This is a genomic window from Streptosporangium sp. H16, assembly GCF_051918855.1.
GTDB lineage: Bacteria > Actinomycetota > Actinomycetes > Streptosporangiales > Streptosporangiaceae > Streptosporangium.
In genome coordinates, this window is the sequence record NZ_JBPXMD010000068.1 from 1 (window position 1) to 20,660 (window position 20,660).

Genomic DNA, 20,660 nt, shown 5'->3' on the forward strand with positions numbered 1-20,660 from the left:
GGTCGACTGGGAGCGGGCCATCGCCCCGGCCCGGCCCAGCACCGTCGACCTGCCCACCTACGCCTTCCAGCACCAGCGCTACTGGCTGCTGGAGACGGGCGGCGCGGGCGACGCGGAGAGCCTCGGGCTCTGGGCGACCGGGCACCCGCTGCTGGGCGCGTCCACCGGGCTCGCGGAGAGCGGAGCGGCGGTGCTCACCGGACGCGTGTCGATCGCCACTCACCCGTGGCTGGCCGACCACGCGGTCAACGGGCAGGTGCTCCTGCCGGGAACCGGCCTCGTGGAGCTGGCCGTACGGGCGGGTGACGAGGTCGGCTGCGACCTGCTGGAGGAGCTGACGCTCCAGGCGCCGCTGTTCCTGCCCGAGCGCGGAGCCGTCCAGCTGCAGGTGGCCGTCGGCGCGCCCGACGAGGACGGACGTAGGCAGCTGGGGATCTACTCCCGCTTGCACGAAGCGCAGGACGAGCCCTGGACCCAGAACGCCGCGGGCATACTGGCCCGCGTCGGCGTGGTCGTGCCGGAAGCCGAGGAGACCTGGCCCCCGGAGGGCGCGCAGGCCGTCGGCATGGAAGGGCTGTACGAGAACTTCGCCGCCATCGGCCTGGACTACGGCCCCGCCTTCCGCGGGCTGCGGGCCGCGTGGCGCAAGGGCGACGAGGTCTTCGCCGAGCTGGCGCTGCCCGAGGACATGGCACGGGACGCCGCCAGATTCGGGCTGCATCCGGCGCTGTTCGACGTCGCCCTGCACGCCACCGCCCTCGGTGAGTTCGTAACCGACTCCGAGCCCGGCCGGCCCTCCCTGCCGTTCGCCTGGAGCGGGGTGGCGCTGCACGCCTCCGGAGCCACGAAACTCCGTATCAGGATCTCGCTGACCGCCCAGGGCGCGGTCTCGCTCAAGCTGACGGACACCGCGGGCCTGCCGGTGGCGACGGTCGCGTCGCTGGCCGTACGCCCGGTCTCCATCGGCGGGCCGGAGGCCACCCGCACCACCGGGCTCAGGAACAAGCTGTTCCACGTCGAGTGGAGCGTGGCTCCGGCCGGTTCCGCTTCCGCTCCTGCGGGGGTGCCCGGGTGGGTGGTGGCCGATTCGTCGGCCGGTTCGCTGGATGGTGAGGTCGCGGAGTGTGTGCTGGTCGAGGTGTCGGCCGGGGTGCATGAGGCGTTGGGTGTGGTGCAGGGGTGGCTGGCCGAGGAGCGGTTCGCCTCCTCGCGGCTGGTGCTCGTGACGCGGGGCGCGGTGGCGGTCGCTCAGGCGGAGGATGTGGATCCGGCGCAGGCGGCGGTGTGGGGTCTGGTGCGGGCGGCGCAGGCCGAGCAGCCGGGCCGGTTCGTGTTGCTGGACGTGGACACCGAGTCCCTCGATGAGGGCGCGGTGGGTCGGGCGTTGGCCTCGGGTGAGGCGCAGGTCGCGGTGCGGGCCGGTGCGGTGTGGACGCCGCGGCTGGTGCGCACGGTGGTGGCGCCGGTGGAGGAGGATCGTGCTCCGGTGTTCGGGCCGGAGGGCACGGTGCTGGTCACCGGAGGCACCGGCGGCCTGGGCGCGCTGGTCGCCAGACACCTGGCCGCCACCTACCAGGTCAAGAACCTGCTGCTGGTCGGCCGGCGTGGCGCGCAGGCGCCGGGGGCGGCCGAGCTGGTGGCGGAGCTGGCCGAGCTGGGCGCCACGGTCACGGTCGCGGCCTGCGATGTGGGTGACCGTGACGCGCTGGCGCAGCTGATCGCGGCCATTCCGGCCGATCAGCCGCTGAGCGGTGTGGTGCACGCGGCCGGCGTCCTGGACGACGGTGTGATCACCGCGCTGACGTCCGAGCGGCTGGACGGGGTCATGCGGCCCAAGGCGGACGCGGCCTGGCACCTGCACGAGCTCACCGAGCATCTGGACCTGTCGGCGTTCGTGCTGTTCTCCTCGATGGCCGGGGTGCTGGGCGGTCCCGGGCAGGGCAACTACGCCGCTGCCAACGCCTTCCTCGACGCGCTGGCCGAGCACCGCAGGTCACAGGGACTGGCGGGCACCTCGCTGGCCTGGGGCCTGTGGGCGATCGGCGGGCTGGCCGACCTGAACGAAGCCGACCTGCGGCGCCTCGCGCGCTCCGGTGTCGACCCGCTGACCGCCGAGGACGGCCTGACCCTCTTCGACGCCGCACTCGACACGGGACGGGCCACGCTGCTCCCGGCCCAGCTCAACTTCAAGGTCCTCAGTACTCACGCGGACTCGCTGCCACCGCTGCTGCGTGGCCTGGTGGCCGCTCCCGCCAGGCGGGTGGTGACGGCGGCCTCGGAGGCGGCGGCCACCCTGAAGCAGCAGCTGGCGAGCCTGCCTCCGGCCGGGCAGCGGGCGGTACTGGAGGACCTGGTACGCGACCAGCTGGCCGTGGTCCTCGGATTCGCCGACGCGTCCGCGCTCGACGACGGCATCTCCTTCCAGGAGCTCGGCTTCGACTCGCTGATGGCGGTGGAGTTCCGCAACCGGCTCAGCCAGGTCACCGGCATGCGGCTGCCGGCCACGCTGATCTTCGACTATCCGACCCAGGCGGCGCTCGTCCCGTTCCTGTCCGGCGAACTGCTCGGCAAGCGGGAGATCGCGGTCACGTCGCGGGTCTCGACCGGAGACGACGAGCCCATCGCGATCGTCGGCATGGCCTGCCGCTATCCCGGCGGGGTCGAATCGCCGGAGGACATGTGGCGGCTCGTGGCGCAGGCGGGCGACGCGGTGGGTGAGTTCCCCACCGACCGGGGCTGGGATCTGGAGAAGCTGTACGACCCGGACCCCGGCAACCGTGGCACCTCCTACGCCAGGCACGGCGGCTTCCTGTACGACGCCGCCGAGTTCGACCCCGGCTTCTTCGGGATCAGCCCGCGCGAGGCCCTCGCCATGGACCCGCAGCAGCGACTGCTGCTGGAGAGCTCCTGGCAGGCGATCGAGCGTGCGGGAATCGACCCGCACGGGCTGCGCGGCAGCCGGACGGGCGTGTTCGCCGGTGTGATGTACCACGACTACGCGAGCCAGCTCTCCTCCGTACCGGAGGAGCTGGAGGGCCTGATCGGCACCGGAAACTCCGGCAGCGTCGCCTCGGGCCGGGTGTCGTACACCTTCGGGTTCGAGGGACCCGCGATGACCGTGGACACGGCGTGCTCGTCGTCGCTGGTCGCGCTGCACCTGGCGGCGCAGGCACTGCGCTCGGGCGACTGTGACCTGGCTCTGGCGGGCGGTGTGACGGTGATGGCCACCCCGTGGACGTTCATCGAGTTCGCCCGGCAGCGCAACCTGTCGCCGGACGGCCGTTGCCGGGCGTTCGCCCAGGGGGAGGGCGGCGTCGGCCTCTCGGAGGGCGTGGGCATGCTGCTCGTGGAGCGGCTGTCGGACGCGCGGCGCAACGGTCACCAGGTCCTCGCGGTCCTGCGGGGCAGTGCGGTCAACCAGGACGGCGCGAGCAACGGGCTGACGGCGCCGAACGGTCCCTCGCAGCAGCGGGTGATCCGCCAGGCGCTGGCCAACGCCGGTCTGTCGAGCGCGGATGTCGATGTGGTCGAGGCGCACGGCACGGGAACGGTGCTGGGCGACCCGATCGAGGCCCAGGCGCTGATCGCCACCTACGGTCAGGACCGTCCGGAGGACCGGCCGCTGTGGCTGGGCTCCATCAAGTCGAACATCGGTCACGCGCAGGCGGCCGCCGGTGTGGCCGGTGTGATCAAGATGGTGATGGCGCTGCGCAACGGCGTCATGCCGCAGACCCTGCACGCCGAGGAACCGTCTCCGCATGTGGACTGGTCGGCGGGTGCGGTGGAGCTGCTGACCGAGGCCCGTCCCTGGGACATCGAGGACCGCCCGCGCCGGGCCGCGGTCTCCTCCTTCGGGATCAGCGGCACGAACGCGCACGTCGTCCTGGAGGAGTCTCCGGCCGAACCGGACAGGGAGCCGGGCGAGGCCCTGCCCGCCGTCCCGTGGCTGCTCTCCGGGAAGTCGGTGGCGGCGCTGCGGGCACAGGCGAGGCAGCTCAGGTCCTGGATGCTGAAGCGGCCGGAGCTGGACGTGGCGGATGTCGGCTGGTCGCTGGCGACGGGCCGGGCGCTGCTGGAGCAGCGCGCGGCGGTGGTCGGCGCGGACCGTACCGGGCTGCTGGAGGCGCTGTCCGCGCTGGCCGAGGGCGAGCCGGGCGAGTCGGTGGTCGAGGCCAGGCAGGTGCGCGGGCGAGCCAGGATGGCGATGCTGTTCGCCGGTCAGGGCAGCCAGCGGGTGGGGATGGGCCGTGAGCTGGCCGCCGCGTTCCCGGTGTTCGCCGAGGCGCTGGACGAGGTCTGCGCGCTGCTGCCGCACCCCGTGCGCCAGGTGATGTTCTCCGATCCCAATGGTGTGCTGGCCGAGACGGGGATGACCCAGCCGGCGCTGTTCGCCTTCGAGGTGGCTCTGTATCGTCTGCTCACCTCGCTGGGAGTGACCCCGGACGTGCTGGTGGGTCACTCGGTGGGAGAGATCGCCGCCGCCCACGTGGCCGGGGTGCTCTCGCTGCCCGATGCCTGCACCCTCGTCTCCGCAAGGGCCCGGCTGATGCAGGGGCTGCCGGAGGGTGGGGCGATGCTGGCCATCGCCGCCCCCGAGGCGGACATTCTCCCGCTGCTGGAGGGGCGCCAGGACGTCGGCATCGCCGCCGTCAACGGCCCGGAGGCCGTGGTGATCTCCGGTGACGAGAGCGCCGTGGAGGAGATCGCCGCACTGGTGAGTGCCCGCACCCGACGGCTGCGCGTCTCACACGCTTTCCACTCACCCTTGATGGAGCCGATGCTCGCCGAATTCGAGCAGATCGTCTCCGCCCTGACCTTCGCCGAGCCGACCATCCCGGTCATCTCCAACGTGACGGGCCGGCCCGCTGAGCCGGGGTTGCTGACCGACCCGGCGTACTGGGTGCGGCACGTGCGGGAGGCGGTGCGCTTCGCCGACGGGGTCGTCGCCTGCCAGGCCAACGTGTTCGTGGAGATCGGACCGGACACCACCCTGACCGCGCTGGCCCAGCAGAGCGTGCAGGACGGAACGTTCGTCGCGACCGCTCGCAAGGACCGCGACGAGGTCCGGACGTTGGTCAGGGCCCTGGGGCAACTGCAGGTCCGCGGCGTCACCGTCGACTGGGACACCTTCTTCGCTCCCGCCCGACCGGCGCACGTCGACCTGCCGGCCTACGCCTTCCAGCGCGAGCGGTTCTGGGTGGCGGCACAAGCTGAGGCCGGGGACATGGACGCGGCCGGGCTGGAGGGGATCGATCATCCGTTGCTGAGTGCGGTGACGGAGGTCGCCGGTGGTGAGTCGGTGGTCTTCAGCGGTCGCTTGTCAGTGGCCGCGCAGCCGTGGCTGGCCGATCACGTGGTCAACGGGACGGTGATCGTGCCGGGGACGGCGTTGGTGGAGCTGGCGGGCCGGGCGGGTGAGGAGCTGGGTTGTGCGCTGGTGCGGGAGCTGACGTTGCAGGCTCCGCTGGTGCTGGCGGACGAGGGCGGCGTGCGGGTGCAGGTGCTGGTCGGCGCGGTGCAGGAGTCGGGGGTGCGGTCGGTGGCGATCCACTCGCGAGCCCATGACGCGCAGAATTGGATGCTGCACGCGCAAGGTGAGCTCGCCGAGCAGACGACCGAGCCGGGTTTCGAGGTGGCGGTGTGGCCGCCGGCCGATGCGGTGGCGGTGGCCGTGGATGACTTGTATGAGCGTCTGGCCGAGATCGGTCTGGAGTACGGGCCGGTCTTCCAGGGGCTGGCGCGGGCCTGGGTGCGACCGGGTGAGGTATTGGCCGAGATCGTCCTGCCTGAGCAGGCGCATGGGGAGGCGGCGCGGTTCGGGGTGCATCCGGCGTTGCTGGACGCGGCGTTGCACGCCAGCGCGCTGGGTGATCTGCTGCCTGCTCCCGAGCCGGGGCGGCCGTATCTGCCGTTCGCCTGGAACGGGGTGTCGGTCCACGCGGTCGGCGCCACCACCCTGCGCGTCAGAGCGACAAGAAACGCCACCGCCAACGTCGGGAGCGTCGGCATCACGCTGAACATCGCCGACGGCAGCGGTGCACCCGTGGCCGACATCGAGGCGCTCACGCTTCGGGCCCTGTCCACGGCCGGCCTGGGCAACACCGTCGGGCAGAACCTGTACCGGCTCGAGTGGAGTGCGGCTCCGGCCGTTTCCGCCGCCGCGGAGGCGCCCGGGTGGGTGGTCGCCGATTCGCCGGCCGATTCGCTGGACGGTGAGATCGCGGAGTGCGTGCTGGTCGAGGTCCCGGCCGGGGTGCACCAGGCGCTGGGCCTGGTGCGGGAGTGGCTGGCCGAGGAGCGGTTCGCCTCCTCGCGGCTGGTGCTCGTGACCCGGGGCGCGGTGGCGGTCGCCGAGGTCGAGGACGTGGACCCGGCGCAGGCCGCGGTCTGGGGTCTGGTGCGGGCGGCGCAGGCGGAACAGCCCGGCCGGTTCGTGCTGCTTGACGCGGAGGCCGGGCCGCTGGACCCGAGAACGGTCGGTCAGGCCCTCGCCTCGGGCGAGGCGCAGGTCGCGGTCCGGTCGGGCGCGCTGTGGTCGCCGCGCCTGGCACGCGCGGCCGTACCGGAGTACGAGCGGCTGGAGTTCGGGCCGGAGTCCACGGTGCTGGTCACCGGAGGCACCGGCGGCCTGGGCGCGCTGGTGGCCAGACACCTGGCCGCCACCTACCAGGTCAAGCATCTGCTGCTGGCCAGCCGGCGCGGCGAGCAGGCGCCAGGCGTCACCGACCTGGTGGCCGAACTGACCGACCTGGGCGCCACGGTCACGATCGCGGCCTGCGACGTCGGTGACCGGGACGCGCTGGAGCAGCTGATCGCGGCCATCCCCGTCCAGCACCCGCTGAGCGGCGTGGTGCACGCGGCCGGCGTCCTCGACGACGGCGTGATCACCGCGCTCACCCCCGAGCGGCTGGAACGGGTCATGCGGCCCAAGGCCGGCGCGGCCTGGCACCTGCACGAGCTCACCCGGCATCTCGACCTGTCCGCGTTCGTCCTCTTCTCCTCCCTCTCCGGGGTGCTCGGCGGGGCCGGCCAGAGCAACTACGCCGCGGCCAACGCCTTCCTCGACGCCCTGGCCGAGCACCGCAGGTCACAGGGACTGGCGGGCACCTCGCTGGCCTGGGGCCTGTGGGAGAGCGGGGGCATGGCGGACGACCTCACCGAGGCCGACATACGCCGCATGGAGCGCATGGGCCTGAAGCCGCTGCCGGTGGCGGACGGGCTGGCCCTGTTCGACGCCGGCCTGAACCACGACCTCCCGGCGCTGGTCGCCGCCCGGTTCGTCCAGGCCAGGACCACGGCCCGTACGGCGATGCCCCGGGCGGGCGCCCTGCACGGGCTCACCGAACGGCTGGCCGCGATGGAGCCCGCGGAGCGCCAGGCGGCACTGTCGGACCTCGTCCGCGGCCAGGCGGCCATGGTCCTCGGCTTCGCCGACGCCTCGGCGATCGAGCCCCAGCGCCAGTTCCAGGACCTGGGCTTCGACTCCCTCACCGCGGTCGAGTTCAGGAACAGGCTCAGTGCCGTCACCGGGCTCCGGCTGCCGGCCACGCTGGTCTTCGACTACCCCACCTCGATCGAGCTGATCGAGTATCTGGTGGACCACTTCGACGGGGCGGAGGACGAGGAGGCGCAGATCCTGCGGCTCTTCGCCGAGATCGAAAAGATCGAGAACACCGTGACCGGGCTGGCGGAGGAGAGCGTCGCCCGCAACCGGCTGGTCGCCCGCCTCAAGGACTTCCTGACGGGCCTCAACGGCCTCGGCGCGGCCGACCAATTCGAGACGGCCACCGACGACGAGATGTTCGCCTTCATCGACAACGAGCTTGAAGTCTCCTGACCTGTGCGCTTCTGCTGAGAAGGAATACCCGAGATGGCAAACGAAGACAAGCTCAGGGACTACCTGAAGCGGGTTACAGCCGACCTCCAGCAAACTCGTCGGCAGCTGCACGAGATCGAGGGCCGCGACCACGAGCCCATCGCGATCATCGGAATGAGCTGCCGCTACCCGGGCGGGGCCACCTCGCCCGAGGAGCTGTGGCAGCTGGTCGCCGAGGGCGGTGACGGGATTTCCGAGTTCCCCGCCGACCGCGGCTGGCGCGAGGACCTCTACCACCCCGACCCGGACAACCCGGGCACGACCACTTCCAGGCACGGCGGCTTCCTCTACGACGCCGCCGAGTTCGACGCGGGATTCTTCTCGATCTCCCCGCGCGAGGCCATAGGGACCGACCCGCAGCAGCGGCTGTTCCTGGAGACGTGCTGGGAGACCTTCGAGCACGCGGGCATCGACCCGGTGTCGGTCCGCGGCAGCCGTACCGGGGTCTACGCCGGGGTCATGTACCACGACTACTTCCGCGCGGAGGCGCTCGGCAGCGTCACCTCGGGCCGGGTCGCCTACGCCCTGGACCTGGAGGGCCCGGCCGTCTCCGTCGACACGGCGTGCTCCTCGTCGCTGGTCGCGCTGCACCTGGCGGTGCACGCCCTGCGCAGGGGCGAGTGCTCGCTGGCACTGGCCGGCGGCGTCACGGTGATGGCGACCCCGAACACGTTCATCGAGTTCTCCCAGCAGCGGGGCCTGGCCAGTGACGGCAGGTGCAAGTCGTTCGCCGGCGCGGCCAACGGCACCGGCTGGGGCGAGGGCGTGGGCGTGCTGCTGCTCGAACGCCTCTCGGACGCCACGGCGAACGGGCACAACGTGCTCGCGGTCATCCGCGGCAGCGCGGTCAACCAGGACGGCGCCAGCAACGGGCTGTCGGCCCCGAACGGTCCCTCCCAGGTCCGGGTGATCAGGGAGGCGCTGGCCGACGCGGGCCTGTCGCCCTCGCAGGTCGACGCGGTGGAGGGCCACGGGACCGGCACCACCCTGGGCGACCCGATCGAGGCGCAGGCGCTCATCACCGCCTACGGCCAGGACCGGGCCCCCGGCAGGCCGCTCTGGCTGGGCTCGCTGAAGTCGAACATCGGCCACACCCAGGCCGCCGCCGGCGTCGGCGGCGTCATCAAGATGGTGATGGCCCTGCGGAACGGCGTGCTGCCCCAGACGCTGCACGTGGACGAGCCGACCGAGCACGTGGACTGGTCGGCCGGCGCCGTGGAGCTGCTCACCGAGGCCCGCCCCTGGGAGCGTCACGACGCGCCGCGGCGGGCGGCCGTCTCGGCCTTCGGGTTCAGCGGCACCAACGCCCACATGATCATCGAGGAGACGCCCGTCAAGCCCGACGAGGCCGAGCCCGAGAGGCTGCCGCTCCCGCTGGTGCCCTGGGTGGTCTCCGCCAAGGACGAGCAGGCGCTCGCGGCGCAGGCCGGCCGGCTCCACACGTGGGCGGCCGCGCACGACGACCTGCCGATCGAGGACGTCGGCTGGTCCCTGGCGACCGGCAGGGCCGTGCTGGACCGGCGCGCGGTGATCGTCGGAGCGGACCGGGCCGAGCTCCTGGCCGGCCTCCAGGCCCTCGCGGAGAACGCGACCCTGCCCGGAACCGTCACGGGAACCGGGACGGGCGGGCAGCTCGCCTTCCTGTTCGCGGGCCAGGGCAGCCAGCGGGTGGGCATGGGGGCGTCCCTCGCGGCGGCGTTCCCGGTGTTCGCCGACGCGCTGGAGGAGGTCTGCAAGGTCCTGGACCCGATGCTCCCGCACCCCGTGCGCGAGGCGATGTTCTCCGGTCCGGAAGAGGTGCTGGCCGAGACGGGGATGACCCAGCCGGCGCTGTTCGCCTTCGAGGTCGCCCTCTACCGCCTGCTCACCTCGCTCGGCATCACCCCGGACGTGCTGGTCGGCCACTCGGTCGGCGAGATCGCCGCCGCCCACGTGGCCGGGGTGCTCTCGCTGCCCGACGCCTGCACGCTGGTCTCCGAGCGGGCCCGGCTGATGCAGGCACTCCCGCAGGGCGGGGCGATGCTGGCCGTCGCCGCCTCCGAGGCCGAGGTGCTGCCGCTGCTGGAAGGGCGTGACGTCGGCATCGCCGCGGTCAACGGCCCGGAGGCGGTGGTGATCTCCGGTGGCGAGGCCGCGGTGGAGGAGATCGCCTCCCTGGTGAACGCCCGCACCCGCAGGCTGCGCGTCTCGCACGCCTTCCACTCTCCGCTGATCGAGCCGATGCTGGCCGAGTTCCGCCAGGTCGCCCGGTCGCTGACCTACCACGAGCCGACGGTGCCGATCATCTCCGACGTCACCGGCAGGCGCGCCCAGGCGGGACAGCTGACCGACCCCGGCTACTGGGTGGACCACGTACGGCAGGCGGTCCGCTTCTCCGACGCCGTCACCACCGCCCGCACCGGCGGCGCCACGGTGTTCGTCGAGATCGGCCCCGACGCCGTCCTGACCAGCCTGGCCAGGCAGATCCTCGACGGCGACGACGCCGTCGCCTTCGTGCCGACCGCGCGCAAGGACCGCGACGAGGCGCGAGCCCTCGTCGAGGCCCTCGGCCACCTGCACGGCAGGGGCGTCGTCGTCGGCTGGGACACCTACTTCGCCGACGCCTGCCCCCGGCGCGTCGACCTGCCCACCTACGCCTTCCAGCGCAAGCGCTTCTGGTTCATGCCGGGAAGCGCCGCGCCCGAGCAGGCGGCCGACGCCGTCGACCCCGAGTTCTGGTCGGCCGTGGAGCGCGAGGACGTGGCCGCGCTCGCCGCGACGCTGAACATCGAGGACGGCTCGCCGCTGGCCGCCGTGCTGCCCGCGCTGTCGTCCTGGCGGCGCAGCAGGCGCGAGCAGGGCGTGCTGGACTCGTGGCGCTACCACGTGACGTGGGAACCCGTCACCCTGCCGGACGCCAGGCCCTCCGCGCTGTCCGGCACCTGGCTGATCGCGGTCCCGGCGGCGCGTGCCGCCGACGCCTCGGTGCTCTCCGTCGCCGAGGCCCTCGAGCGGCACGGAGCCAGGCCCGAGGTGGTCGGGCTGGGCGACGACCCCGGCGGCGAGGCGCTGCCGTACGGCGACACCGCGCCCGCGGGCGTCCTCTCCCTGTACTGCGACCTGGCCCTGACCCTCTCGCTGATCCAGGCCCTCTCGCGAACCCAGGCCACGGACGGCCTGAACGCGCCGCTGTGGATCGGCACCGACGGCGGCGAGAGCGTGAGTCGCGTCGACTTCGTCCGCGACCCCGAGCAGGGCGCGGTGGCCGGCCTGGGCCGCGTGCTCGCCCTGGAGCACCCCGACCGGCCGGGCGGCACCGTCGACCTGCCGGAGACCCTCGACACGCGCGTCCTCAACCGCCTGGTGAGCGTGCTCGCCGGAGCCGGGGAGGAGGACCAGCTGGCCGTCCGCGCCTCCGGGATCTTCACCAGGAGGCTGACCAGGGCGCCCAGGCGGCGGACGGGCCCGGCCGGACGCTGGCAGGCGCGCGGCACCGCCCTGATCACCGGAGGCACCGGCGGCCTGGGCGCGCACGTGGCGCGCCGGCTCGCCCGCGGCGGCGTCGAGCACCTGCTCCTCACCAGCAGGCGCGGCGCGGACGCCCCCGGCGTCACGGAGCTCGTGGCCGAACTCGAAGGGCTGGGCGCGCGGGTCACGGTCGCCAAATGCGACGTGGCCGACCGCGCCGCGCTCGCCGCCCTGGTCGACGAGGTCGAGGCGGGCGGCGACACCATCCGGTCGGTCTTCCACACCGCCGGAGTCCCGCACATCCAGCCGTTGCTCGACCTCGGCCGCGACGAGCTGGCCGAGGCCACCCAGGCCAAGATCACCGGCGCGGCCCACCTGGACGAGCTCTTCGCCGGCCCGCTCGACGCCTTCGTGCTGTTCTCCTCCGGTGCCGGTGTCTGGGGCGGCTCCCACAACGGGGCCTACGCCGCGGGCAACGCCTACCTCGACGCGCTCGCCGCCCACCGCCGCGCCCGAGGCCTTCCCGGGACGGCGATCGCCTGGGGCTTCTGGGACGCCGCGGGCGGCGGGATGACCACGCTGCTCGGCGAGGACGACGCCCGCAGGAGCGGCGTCCGCTACATGGACCCGCTCACGGCCGTCGAGGGACTCTGGCAGGCGCTGGACGACGACGAGACCACCCTGGTGATCGCGGACATCGACTGGCCGCGTTTCGCCCCGCTCTTCGCCATCGCCCGCAGGCGCCCCCTGCTGGAGGGCGTCCCCGAGGCCGTCGCGGTGCTCGAGACCGGCGGCGAGACCGGCGCGGGCGCCGGGGAGGTGTCCGAGCTGGGCGCCCAGCTGGTCCGGCTCAGCCCGCAGGACCAGACCCGCCTCCTGGTGGCCCAGGTCCGCAAGGAGGTGGCGGGCGTGCTCGGCTACGCGGACCCGTCGGAGGTCGGCGTCGACCGGGCCTTCCGCGACCTCGGCTTCGACTCCGTCACGGCCGTCGAGCTGCGCGGCAAGCTCAACCTCGCCTTGGGCATCCGCCTGCCGGCCACCGTGGTCTTCGACTACCCGAACGTGAAGGCGCTCGCGGAACTGGCCAGGACCGAGATCCTGGGCGTGCAGGAGGACGTCGCGACCGCCGGGAGGGTTCACGGCGACGTGTCCGACGACCCGATCGTGATCGTCGGAATGAGCTGCCGCACCCCGGGCGGGGTGAACGGCCCCGACGACCTCTGGCGGCTGGTCGCCGAGGGCGGGGACGCCATCTCCCGGCTGCCCGACAACCGGGGCTGGGACGTCGAGGGGATCTACGACCCAAGCCCGGAGGCGGTCTTCGCCTCGTACACGCAGGACGGCGGTTTCGTGCTCGGCGCGGGCGAGTTCGACCCCGAGTTCTTCGGGATCTCGCCGCGTGAGGCCCTCGCGATGGACCCGCAGCAGCGGCTGCTGCTCGAAGCCTCCTGGGAGGCGATCGAGCACGGCCGCATCGACCCCGGCTCGCTGCGCGGCAGCCGGACCGGCGTGTTCGTGGGCGCGGCCTACGAGGAGTACGGCCGCCACTCCGACCAGGTGCCGCTGGAGTCCATCGGGCACCTGGTCACCGGCACGCTGAGCAGCATCGCCTCCGGCCGCGTCGCGTACGCGATGGGGTTCGAGGGGCCCGCGGTCACGGTCGACACGGCGTGCTCGTCGTCGCTGGTGGCGCTGCACCTGGCGGTGCAGGCGCTGCGCAACGGCGACTGCGACCTGGCCCTGGCGGGTGGTGTCACGGTGATGTGCACCCCGCTCGGCTTCATCGGCTTCAGCCTGCAGGGCGCGCTCGCCAGGGACGGCCGGTGCAAGTCCTTCGCCGGCTCGGCGGACGGCTTCGGCCTGTCGGAGGGCGTCGGCATGCTCCTGGTCGAGCGGCTGTCGGACGCGCGCCGCAACGGCCACCCCGTCCTGGCGGTGATCCGCGGGTCGGCGATCAACCAGGACGGCGCGAGCAACGGCCTCACCGCGCCGAACGGTCCCTCGCAGCAACGGGTGATCCGCCAGGCGCTGGCCAACGCGGGCCTGTCGCCGGCGGACGTGGACGCGGTCGAGGCGCACGGCACGGGCACCACCCTCGGCGACCCGATCGAGGCGCAGGCGCTGCTCGCCACCTACGGCCAGGACCGGCCCGAGGACCGGCCGCTCTGGCTCGGCTCGGTGAAGTCGAACATCGGCCACACCCAGTCGGCGGCCGGCGTGGCCGGGGTCATCAAGATGGTGATGGCCCTGCGGCACGGCGTGCTGCCGAAGACGCTGCACGTGGACGAGCCGAGCCCGCACGTGGACTGGTCGGCCGGCAGCGTGGAACTGCTGACCGAGGCCGTCACCTGGCCGGACAGCGGGCGCGAGCGCCGCGCCGCCGTCTCGTCGTTCGGCATCAGCGGCACGAACGCGCACGTGGTGCTGGAGGAGGCTCCGGCCCAGGAGAACGAAGCACCGGACGCGCCTTCCAAGCTGCCCGCGGTGCCGTGGGTGCTGTCGGGGCGGAACGCCCAGGCCCTGCGCGACCAGGCCGGACGGCTGGCGCGGGCGGTCGCCGGATCCGAGGCGCGCCCGGAGGACGTGGCCCACTCGCTGGCCGTCTCCAGGTCCGCGTTCGACCACCGCGCGGTGGTCGTGGGCACGGACCGCGACGAACTGCTCGCCGGGCTGCACGGGCTCGCGGACGGCGCCGCCGTCACCGGGGTGGTCGAGGGCACGCCCGGCTCGGGCGGCAAGACGGTGTTCGTCTTTCCCGGTCAGGGGTCGCAGTGGCCGGGCATGGGTGTCGAACTGCTGGACTCCTCCGCGGTGTTCGCGGCGCGGATGGCGGAGTGTGAGGCGGCGCTGTCGGGGTTCGTGGACTGGTCGCTGACCGGGGTGTTGCGAGCCGAGGAAGGTCAGCCGGGCTTCGACCGGGTGGACGTGGTCCAGCCGGTGCTGTGGGCGATGATGGTCTCGCTCGCGCAGGTGTGGCAGTCACTCGGGGTCGAACCGGCGGCGGTGATAGGTCACTCGCAAGGTGAGATCGCCGCCGCGGTGGTCGCGGGCGCGCTGTCGCTGGAGGACGGCGCCCGGGTGGTGGCGTTGCGCAGCCGGGCGATCGTGGCGCTGGCCGGCCGGGGCGGGATGGTCTCCGTCGCGCTGCCGTCGGCCGAGGTGGCCGAGCGGCTGGGCCGCTGGGACGACCGGGTGTCGATCGCCGCGATCAACGGCCCGGCCTCCACGGTCGTCTCCGGCGACGTGGACGCGCTGGAGGAGCTGCTCGCCGGCTGCGAGGCGGCCGGGGTTCGGGCCAAGCGGATCGAGGTGGACTACGCCTCGCACTCCGCGCACGTCACCGCGATCGAGGACGAGCTCGCCACGCTGCTGGCGCCGGTCGCGCCGCGTACCGGCCACACCCCGTTCTTCTCCACCGTGACCGCCGGCTGGATCGAGGGCGCCGAGCTCGACGCCGGGTACTGGTACACCAACCTGCGCCGGCCGGTCCAGCTGGAGCCGTCGGTGCGCGCGCTGATGGAGCAGGGACACGGCGTGTTCGTGGAGTGCAGTGCCCACCCCGTGCTGACCATGGCCGTCCAGGAGACCGCGGACGCGGCCGACCACGACGTCACGGCCATCGGCACCCTGCGGCGCAACGAGGGCGGCCAGCGCCGGATGTGGTCCAGCGCGGCCGAGCTGTGGGCGCGCGGCGGCGACGTCGACTGGGAGCGGGCCATCGCCCCCGCCCGGCCGAGCATCGTCGACCTGCCCACCTACGCCTTCCAGCACCAGCACTTCTGGCTCGAGGAGCGCACCGCCCAGCCCGGCGACGTCGGCGCCGCCGGCCTGGGCGCGGCCGGACACCCCCTGCTCGGCGCGGCCGTGTCGCTGGCCGGCGCGGAGGGCGTCCTGCTCACCGGCAGGCTGTCGCTGAGGACGCACCCGTGGCTCGCCGACCACGCGGTCAACGGGCAGGCGATCCTGCCGGGAACCTCCTTCGTCGAGCTCGCGCTGCGCGCCGGTGACGAGGTCGGCTGCGACCTCGTCGACGAGCTCACCATCCAGGCGCCGCTCACCCTGCCGGAGCGGGGCGCGGTCCAGCTCCAGCTCGCCGTCGGCGCGCCCGACGACGAGGGACGGCGCACGCTCGCCGTCCACGCGCGGCCCGACCGCGGGCTGTCCGACGACCCGTGGACCTGCCACGCCGTCGGCGTCCTCGCGACCGGCGCCGCGCAGCGACCGGTCCAGGACACCGCCGCCTGGCCGCCCGAGGGCGCCGAGGCCATCGACGTGTCCGGCATGTACGGCTGGCTGGCCGAGGCCGGTCTCGGCTACGGCCCGACCTTCCAGGGACTGCAGGCCGTCTGGCAGCGCGGCGAGGAGATCTTCGCCGAGGTCGCCCTGCCGGAGGGCACCGACACCGGCGGGTTCGGCCTCCACCCCGCGCTCCTCGACGCGGCGCTGCACTCGATCGCGCTGCACGCGACCGGCGCGCAGGCCGGGCCGCAGATGCCGTTCGCCTGGACCGGCGTGCGGCTGCACGCCACCGGGGCCACCTCGATCCGCGCCCGGTTGTCGATCCGGGAGGCCGGCCGCGTGGCGCTCACCGTCACCGACCAGGCGGGCGCCCCGGTCGCCGACGTGGCGGCCCTGCTGCTGCGCCCGCTGCCCGCCGCGGGCACCGCTTCGGCCGCCGGTACGGCACGCGACTCGCTCTACGCCCTCGACTGGGCGCCCGTCCCGGCCGGAGAGGTGCCGGCCGGGCAGCGGTGGGCCGTCGTCGGCGACATCGAGAGCGCCGCCGACCTGTCCCGCGCCGGGATCGACGCCGCGCGGCACGACAGCCTGGCCGCGCTCCTCGCGACGGAGCAGGTGCCCGACCTGGTGTGCGTGTCACTGGACGGCGGCCCTGCGGGCGCGCTGGCCGCGGCCGTCGCCGACCGTACCTGCGAGGCGCTCGACCTGCTGCGGACCTGGCTGGCCGAGGAGCGCTTCCCGTCCTCGCGGCTGGTCCTCATCACCCACGGCGCCGTCGCGGCGACCGGCCACGACGAGGTCGCGGACCTGCGCAACGCCGCCGTCTGGGGGCTGGCCAGGTCGGCGCAGTCGGAGAACCCGGACCGGCTGATCCTGCTCGACCTGGACGGCCACCCGGACTCCTACCGGGCGCTGCCGGCCGTGCTGGCCGGTGGGGAGACCCAGCTCGCGCTCCGCGAGGGGACGGCGTACACGCCCAGACTCGCCCGCGCCGGATCCGGGCGCGGCGGCGCCATGGTCCCGCCCGCCGGGACCGAGAACTGGCGGCTGGACGTGACCGGCCGCGGCACGGTCGACAACCTGGCGCTGCTGCCCGCGGACAACCCGCCGCTCGCCCCCGGCCAGGTGAGGATCGCCACCCGGGCGATGGGGCTGAACTTCCGCGACGTGCTGATCGCCCTGGACATGTACCCCGGCGACGCCCCCATGGGCGGGGAGGGCGCGGGCGTCGTCACCGAGGTCGCCGACGACGTCACCACGCTCGCGGTCGGCGACCGGGTGATGGGCATCGTCGACGGCTTCGCCCGGCTCGCCGTCACCGACCACCGGCTGCTCGCCCGGATCCCCGACGGGTGGACGTTCGCCGAGGCGGCGTCCGTGCCGATCGCCTTCGTCACCGCCTACCACGCGCTCGTGGACCTGGCCGAGCTCCGCGCCGGCGAGTCGCTGCTGGTGCACGCCGCCGCAGGCGGCGTCGGGACGGCCGCCGTGCAGCTCGCCCACCACCTGGGGGCCGAGGTCTACGGCACCGCCAGCGAGGGCAAGTGGGACGCGGTGCACGCGCTGGGCGTGCCCCGCGAGCGGATCGCCTCCTCGCGGACGCTGGAGTTCGCGCGGGCCTTCGGCTCCGGGGTGGACGTGGTGCTCAACTCCCTCGCCGGGGAGTTCGTCGACGCCTCGCTCGGGCTGCTGCGCCCCGGCGGGCGGTTCATCGAGATGGGCAAGACGGACGTGCGGGACCCGGCCGCGATGCTCCCCGCGCGCTACCAGGACTTCGACCTCACCCGGCTCGACACCGCGCGCACCGGCGAGATCCTCGCCACGGTCGTCGCGCTGTTCGCGGAGGGCGCGCTCCGGCTGCCGCCGATCCGCGACTGGGACGTCCGCCGGGCCGGTGACGCGTTCCGGCACGTCGCCCAGGCCCGCCACATCGGCAAGGTCGTGCTGACGATGCCGGCCGAGCTCGACGGCGAGGGCACCGTGCTCGTCGTCGGCGGCACCGGCGCGCTCGGCGCGCTCGCGGCCAGGCGGCTGGTCACCGAGCACGGCGTGCGGCACCTGGTCCTGGCCGGCCGCCGCGGCCCCGAGGCCGCGGGCGCCGCCGCGCTGGAGGAGGAGCTGACCGGGCTGGGCGCCACCGTACGGATCGTCGCGTGCGACGCGGCCGACCGGGACGCCCTGGCGGCGCTGCTCGCGGGGATCCCCGCCGAACACCCGCTGACCGGCGTCCTCAGCACGGCGGGCGTGCTGGACGACGGGATGATCTCCTCGCTCACCCCGGAGCGCGTCGAGGCCGTGCTGCGGCCGAAGGTCACCGCGGCCGTCAACCTGCACGAGCTCACCGCCGGGCTCGACCTGGCGCGGTTCGTGCTGTACTCGGGCGCGGCCGGCGTGTTCGGCAGCCCCGGCCAGGGCAACTACGCGGCGGCCAACGCCTTCCTGGACGCGCTCGCCCAGCACCGCCGGGCACGCGGGCAGGCGGCGACGTCGCTGGCCTGGGGCCTGTGGTCGCCGCAGAGCGGCAGCGGGATGACCGGCCACCTGGACGAGGCCGACATCGGCAGGCTGAACAGGTCCGGGATGGGCGCGCTCGACCTGGACCAGGGCCTCGACCTGTTCGACCTGGCCATGGGCGCGGACCAGGCGGCACTCGTGCCCATGCGGCTCGACCTCGCCACGCTGCGCGCGGGCGCGGCGGCCGGCTTCGGGCACCCGCTGCTGCGCGGCCTGGTGCGGACCACGGCCCGCCGCGTCGTGACGGCCGAGTCGCAGGAGACCGAGTCCCTCACCGACCGGCTGGCGGCCCTTCCCGAGGCCGACCGGACGCCGATGCTGCTGGACCTGGTGCGGAGCCACGTGGCCGCGGTGCTCGGCTTCGCCGGGTCCGAGACGGTGGAGCCCGGCCGGGCGTTCAAGGAGATCGGCTTCGACTCGCTGACCGCGGTGGAGCTGCGCAACCGCCTCAAGACCGCCACCGGGCTGCGGCTCCCCGCCTCGCTGGTCTTCGACTACCCCAACCCCGCCGCGCTGGCCGGGCACCTGCTGGAGGAGATCGCGCCACCGGCGCACAGCGCGGACCAGCAGATCCTGGCCGAACTCGACCGGATCGAGGCCAGGCTGGCCGTCGTCGCGGCCGAGTGCGCGACCTCCGAGGACATCACGGCCCGGCTGGAGCAGCTGCTCTTCTCCTGGAAGGAGAGGCGGCCGGACTCCGGACCGGCGGAGGAGGACGTGGCCGGCCGGCTGGCCGACGCGACCGCGGACGAGATTCTCAACTTCATCGACAACGAGCTCGGCATCTCCTGAGCAGGCGTAGTAGCGAGAGAGGAAGGCAGATGGCAACAGAAGCACAGCTCGTCGAGTACCTGAAGCGAGTGACGACCGAGCTTCACGACAGCAAGAAGCGCCTGCACGCGGCCGAGGAGAAGGACCACGAGCCCATCGCCATCGTCGGCATCGGATGCCGCTACCCGGGAGAGGTCGAGAGCCCGGAGGACCTGTGGCGGGTCGTGGCCGGCAGGACCGACGCCATCTCGAACTTCCCCGAGGGGCGCGGCTGGGACCTGGAGGCGCTCTACAACCCCGACCCCGACGCCTTCGGCACCTCGTACGTCGCCGAGGGCGGGTTCGTGCACGACATCACCGAGTTCGATCCCGGCTTCTTCGGGATCAGCCCGCGCGAGGCCGTCGCGATGGACCCGCAGCAGCGGCTGCTGCTGGAGACCTCGTGGGAGGCGATCGAGCGGGCCGGCATCGACCCGGCCACCCTGCACGGCAGCAGGACCGGCGTGTTCGTGGGCGCCAACAGCCCCGAGTTCCTGACGATGATGACGCATGCGCCGGCGGAGCTGCAGGGCTACATGATGACCGGCGTCGCCACCAGCGTGGTGTCCGGCCGCATCTCCTACACCCTGGGGCTGGAGGGCCCGGCCGTCACCATCGACACCGCCTGCTCGTCGTCCCTGGTCGCGCTCCATCTCGCGGTGCGCGCGCTGCGCAACGGCGACTGCACGATGGCGCTGGCCGGAGCGGTGACCGTGCTGGCGACCCCCGGCACCTTCCTCGGCTTCAGCCGGGTGCGCGCGCTGGCGAAGGACGGGCGTTCCAAGGCGTTCTCCAACGCCGCCGACGGCATGGCGCTCGCCGAGGGCGCCGGAGTGCTCCTGGTCGAGCGGCTGTCGGACGCGCGCCGCAACGGCCACCCCGTCCTTGCGGTGATCCGCGGGTCGGCGATCAACCAGGACGGCGCGAGCAACGGCCTCACCGCGCCGAACGGTCCCTCGCAGCAGCGGGTGATCCGCCAGGCGCTGGCCGACGCGAGGCTCGCGCCCGTCCAGGTCGACGTCGTCGAGGCGCACGGCACCGGCACCGCGCTCGGCGACCCGATCGAGGCGCAGGCCATCCTGGCCACGTACGGCCAGGACCGGCCCGAGGACCGGCCGCTGTGGCTCGGCTCGGTGAAGTCGAACATCGGTCACGCCCAGGCCGCCGCGGGCGCGGCCGGGGTCATCAAGATGGTGATGGCCCTGCGCAACGGCGTCATGCCCGCCACCCTGCACGCCGAGGAGCCCTCCGAGCAGATCGACTGGACGGCGGGCGACGTGGAGCTCCTGACGGAGGCCCGTCCCTGGCCGGCCGGCGCGGAACCGCGCAGGGCGGGCGTGTCCTCGTTCGGCATGAGCGGCACCAACGCGCACGTGATCATCGAGGAGGCCCCCGCCCAGGAGGCGGTCGAGGCCGAGGCGCCCGCAGAGGTGCCGGCGGTTCCGGTGGCGCCGTGGGTGCTGTCGGCGAAGACGAGCGAGGCGCTCCGGGCACAGGCCGGGCGGCTGGCGGCGTGGACGACCGAGCGCGGCGAGCTGGGCCTGGCCGACGTGGCGCACTCGCTGGCGGTGTCGCGGTCGGCCTTCGAGCGCCGGGCCGTGGTGGTGGGGGACCGGGCCGAGCTGACGGCGACCCTGGAGCGGTTCGCCTCCGGCACGGTGTCGGGCGCCGTCGAGGGAACGGCGGGGACCACGGGCAAGACGGTGTTCGTCTTTCCCGGTCAGGGGTCGCAGTGGCTGGGGATGGGGGTTGAGCTGCTGGAGACCTCGGCGGT

General features: G+C 73.8%; 3 protein-coding genes. All 3 read left to right on the forward strand.

Features of this window, described 5'->3' with window-relative positions; all coding sequences use genetic code 11:
* A partial coding sequence (locus ACTOQ2_RS42875) for a type I polyketide synthase (protein WP_440107615.1) occupies nucleotides 1-7,837 on the forward strand: 7,837 nt, incomplete at its 5' end.
* Nucleotides 7,838-7,870: 33 nt separating this feature from the next.
* A complete protein-coding gene (locus tag ACTOQ2_RS42880) occupies nucleotides 7,871-18,868 on the forward strand; it encodes a type I polyketide synthase (RefSeq protein WP_440107617.1) in 10,998 nt (3,665 codons plus the stop codon).
* Between the two features lie 29 nt (nucleotides 18,869-18,897).
* Nucleotides 18,898-20,660 (forward strand): type I polyketide synthase (locus ACTOQ2_RS42885; protein ID WP_440107619.1); only part of this gene is annotated, 1,763 nt, incomplete at its 3' end.

What these genes read in the sequence shown, in the direction of transcription:
- ACTOQ2_RS42880 (WP_440107617.1), top strand. Translation starts at nt 7,871, where the DNA reads ATGGCAAACGAAGACAAGCTCAGGGACTACCTGAAGCGGGTTACAGCC.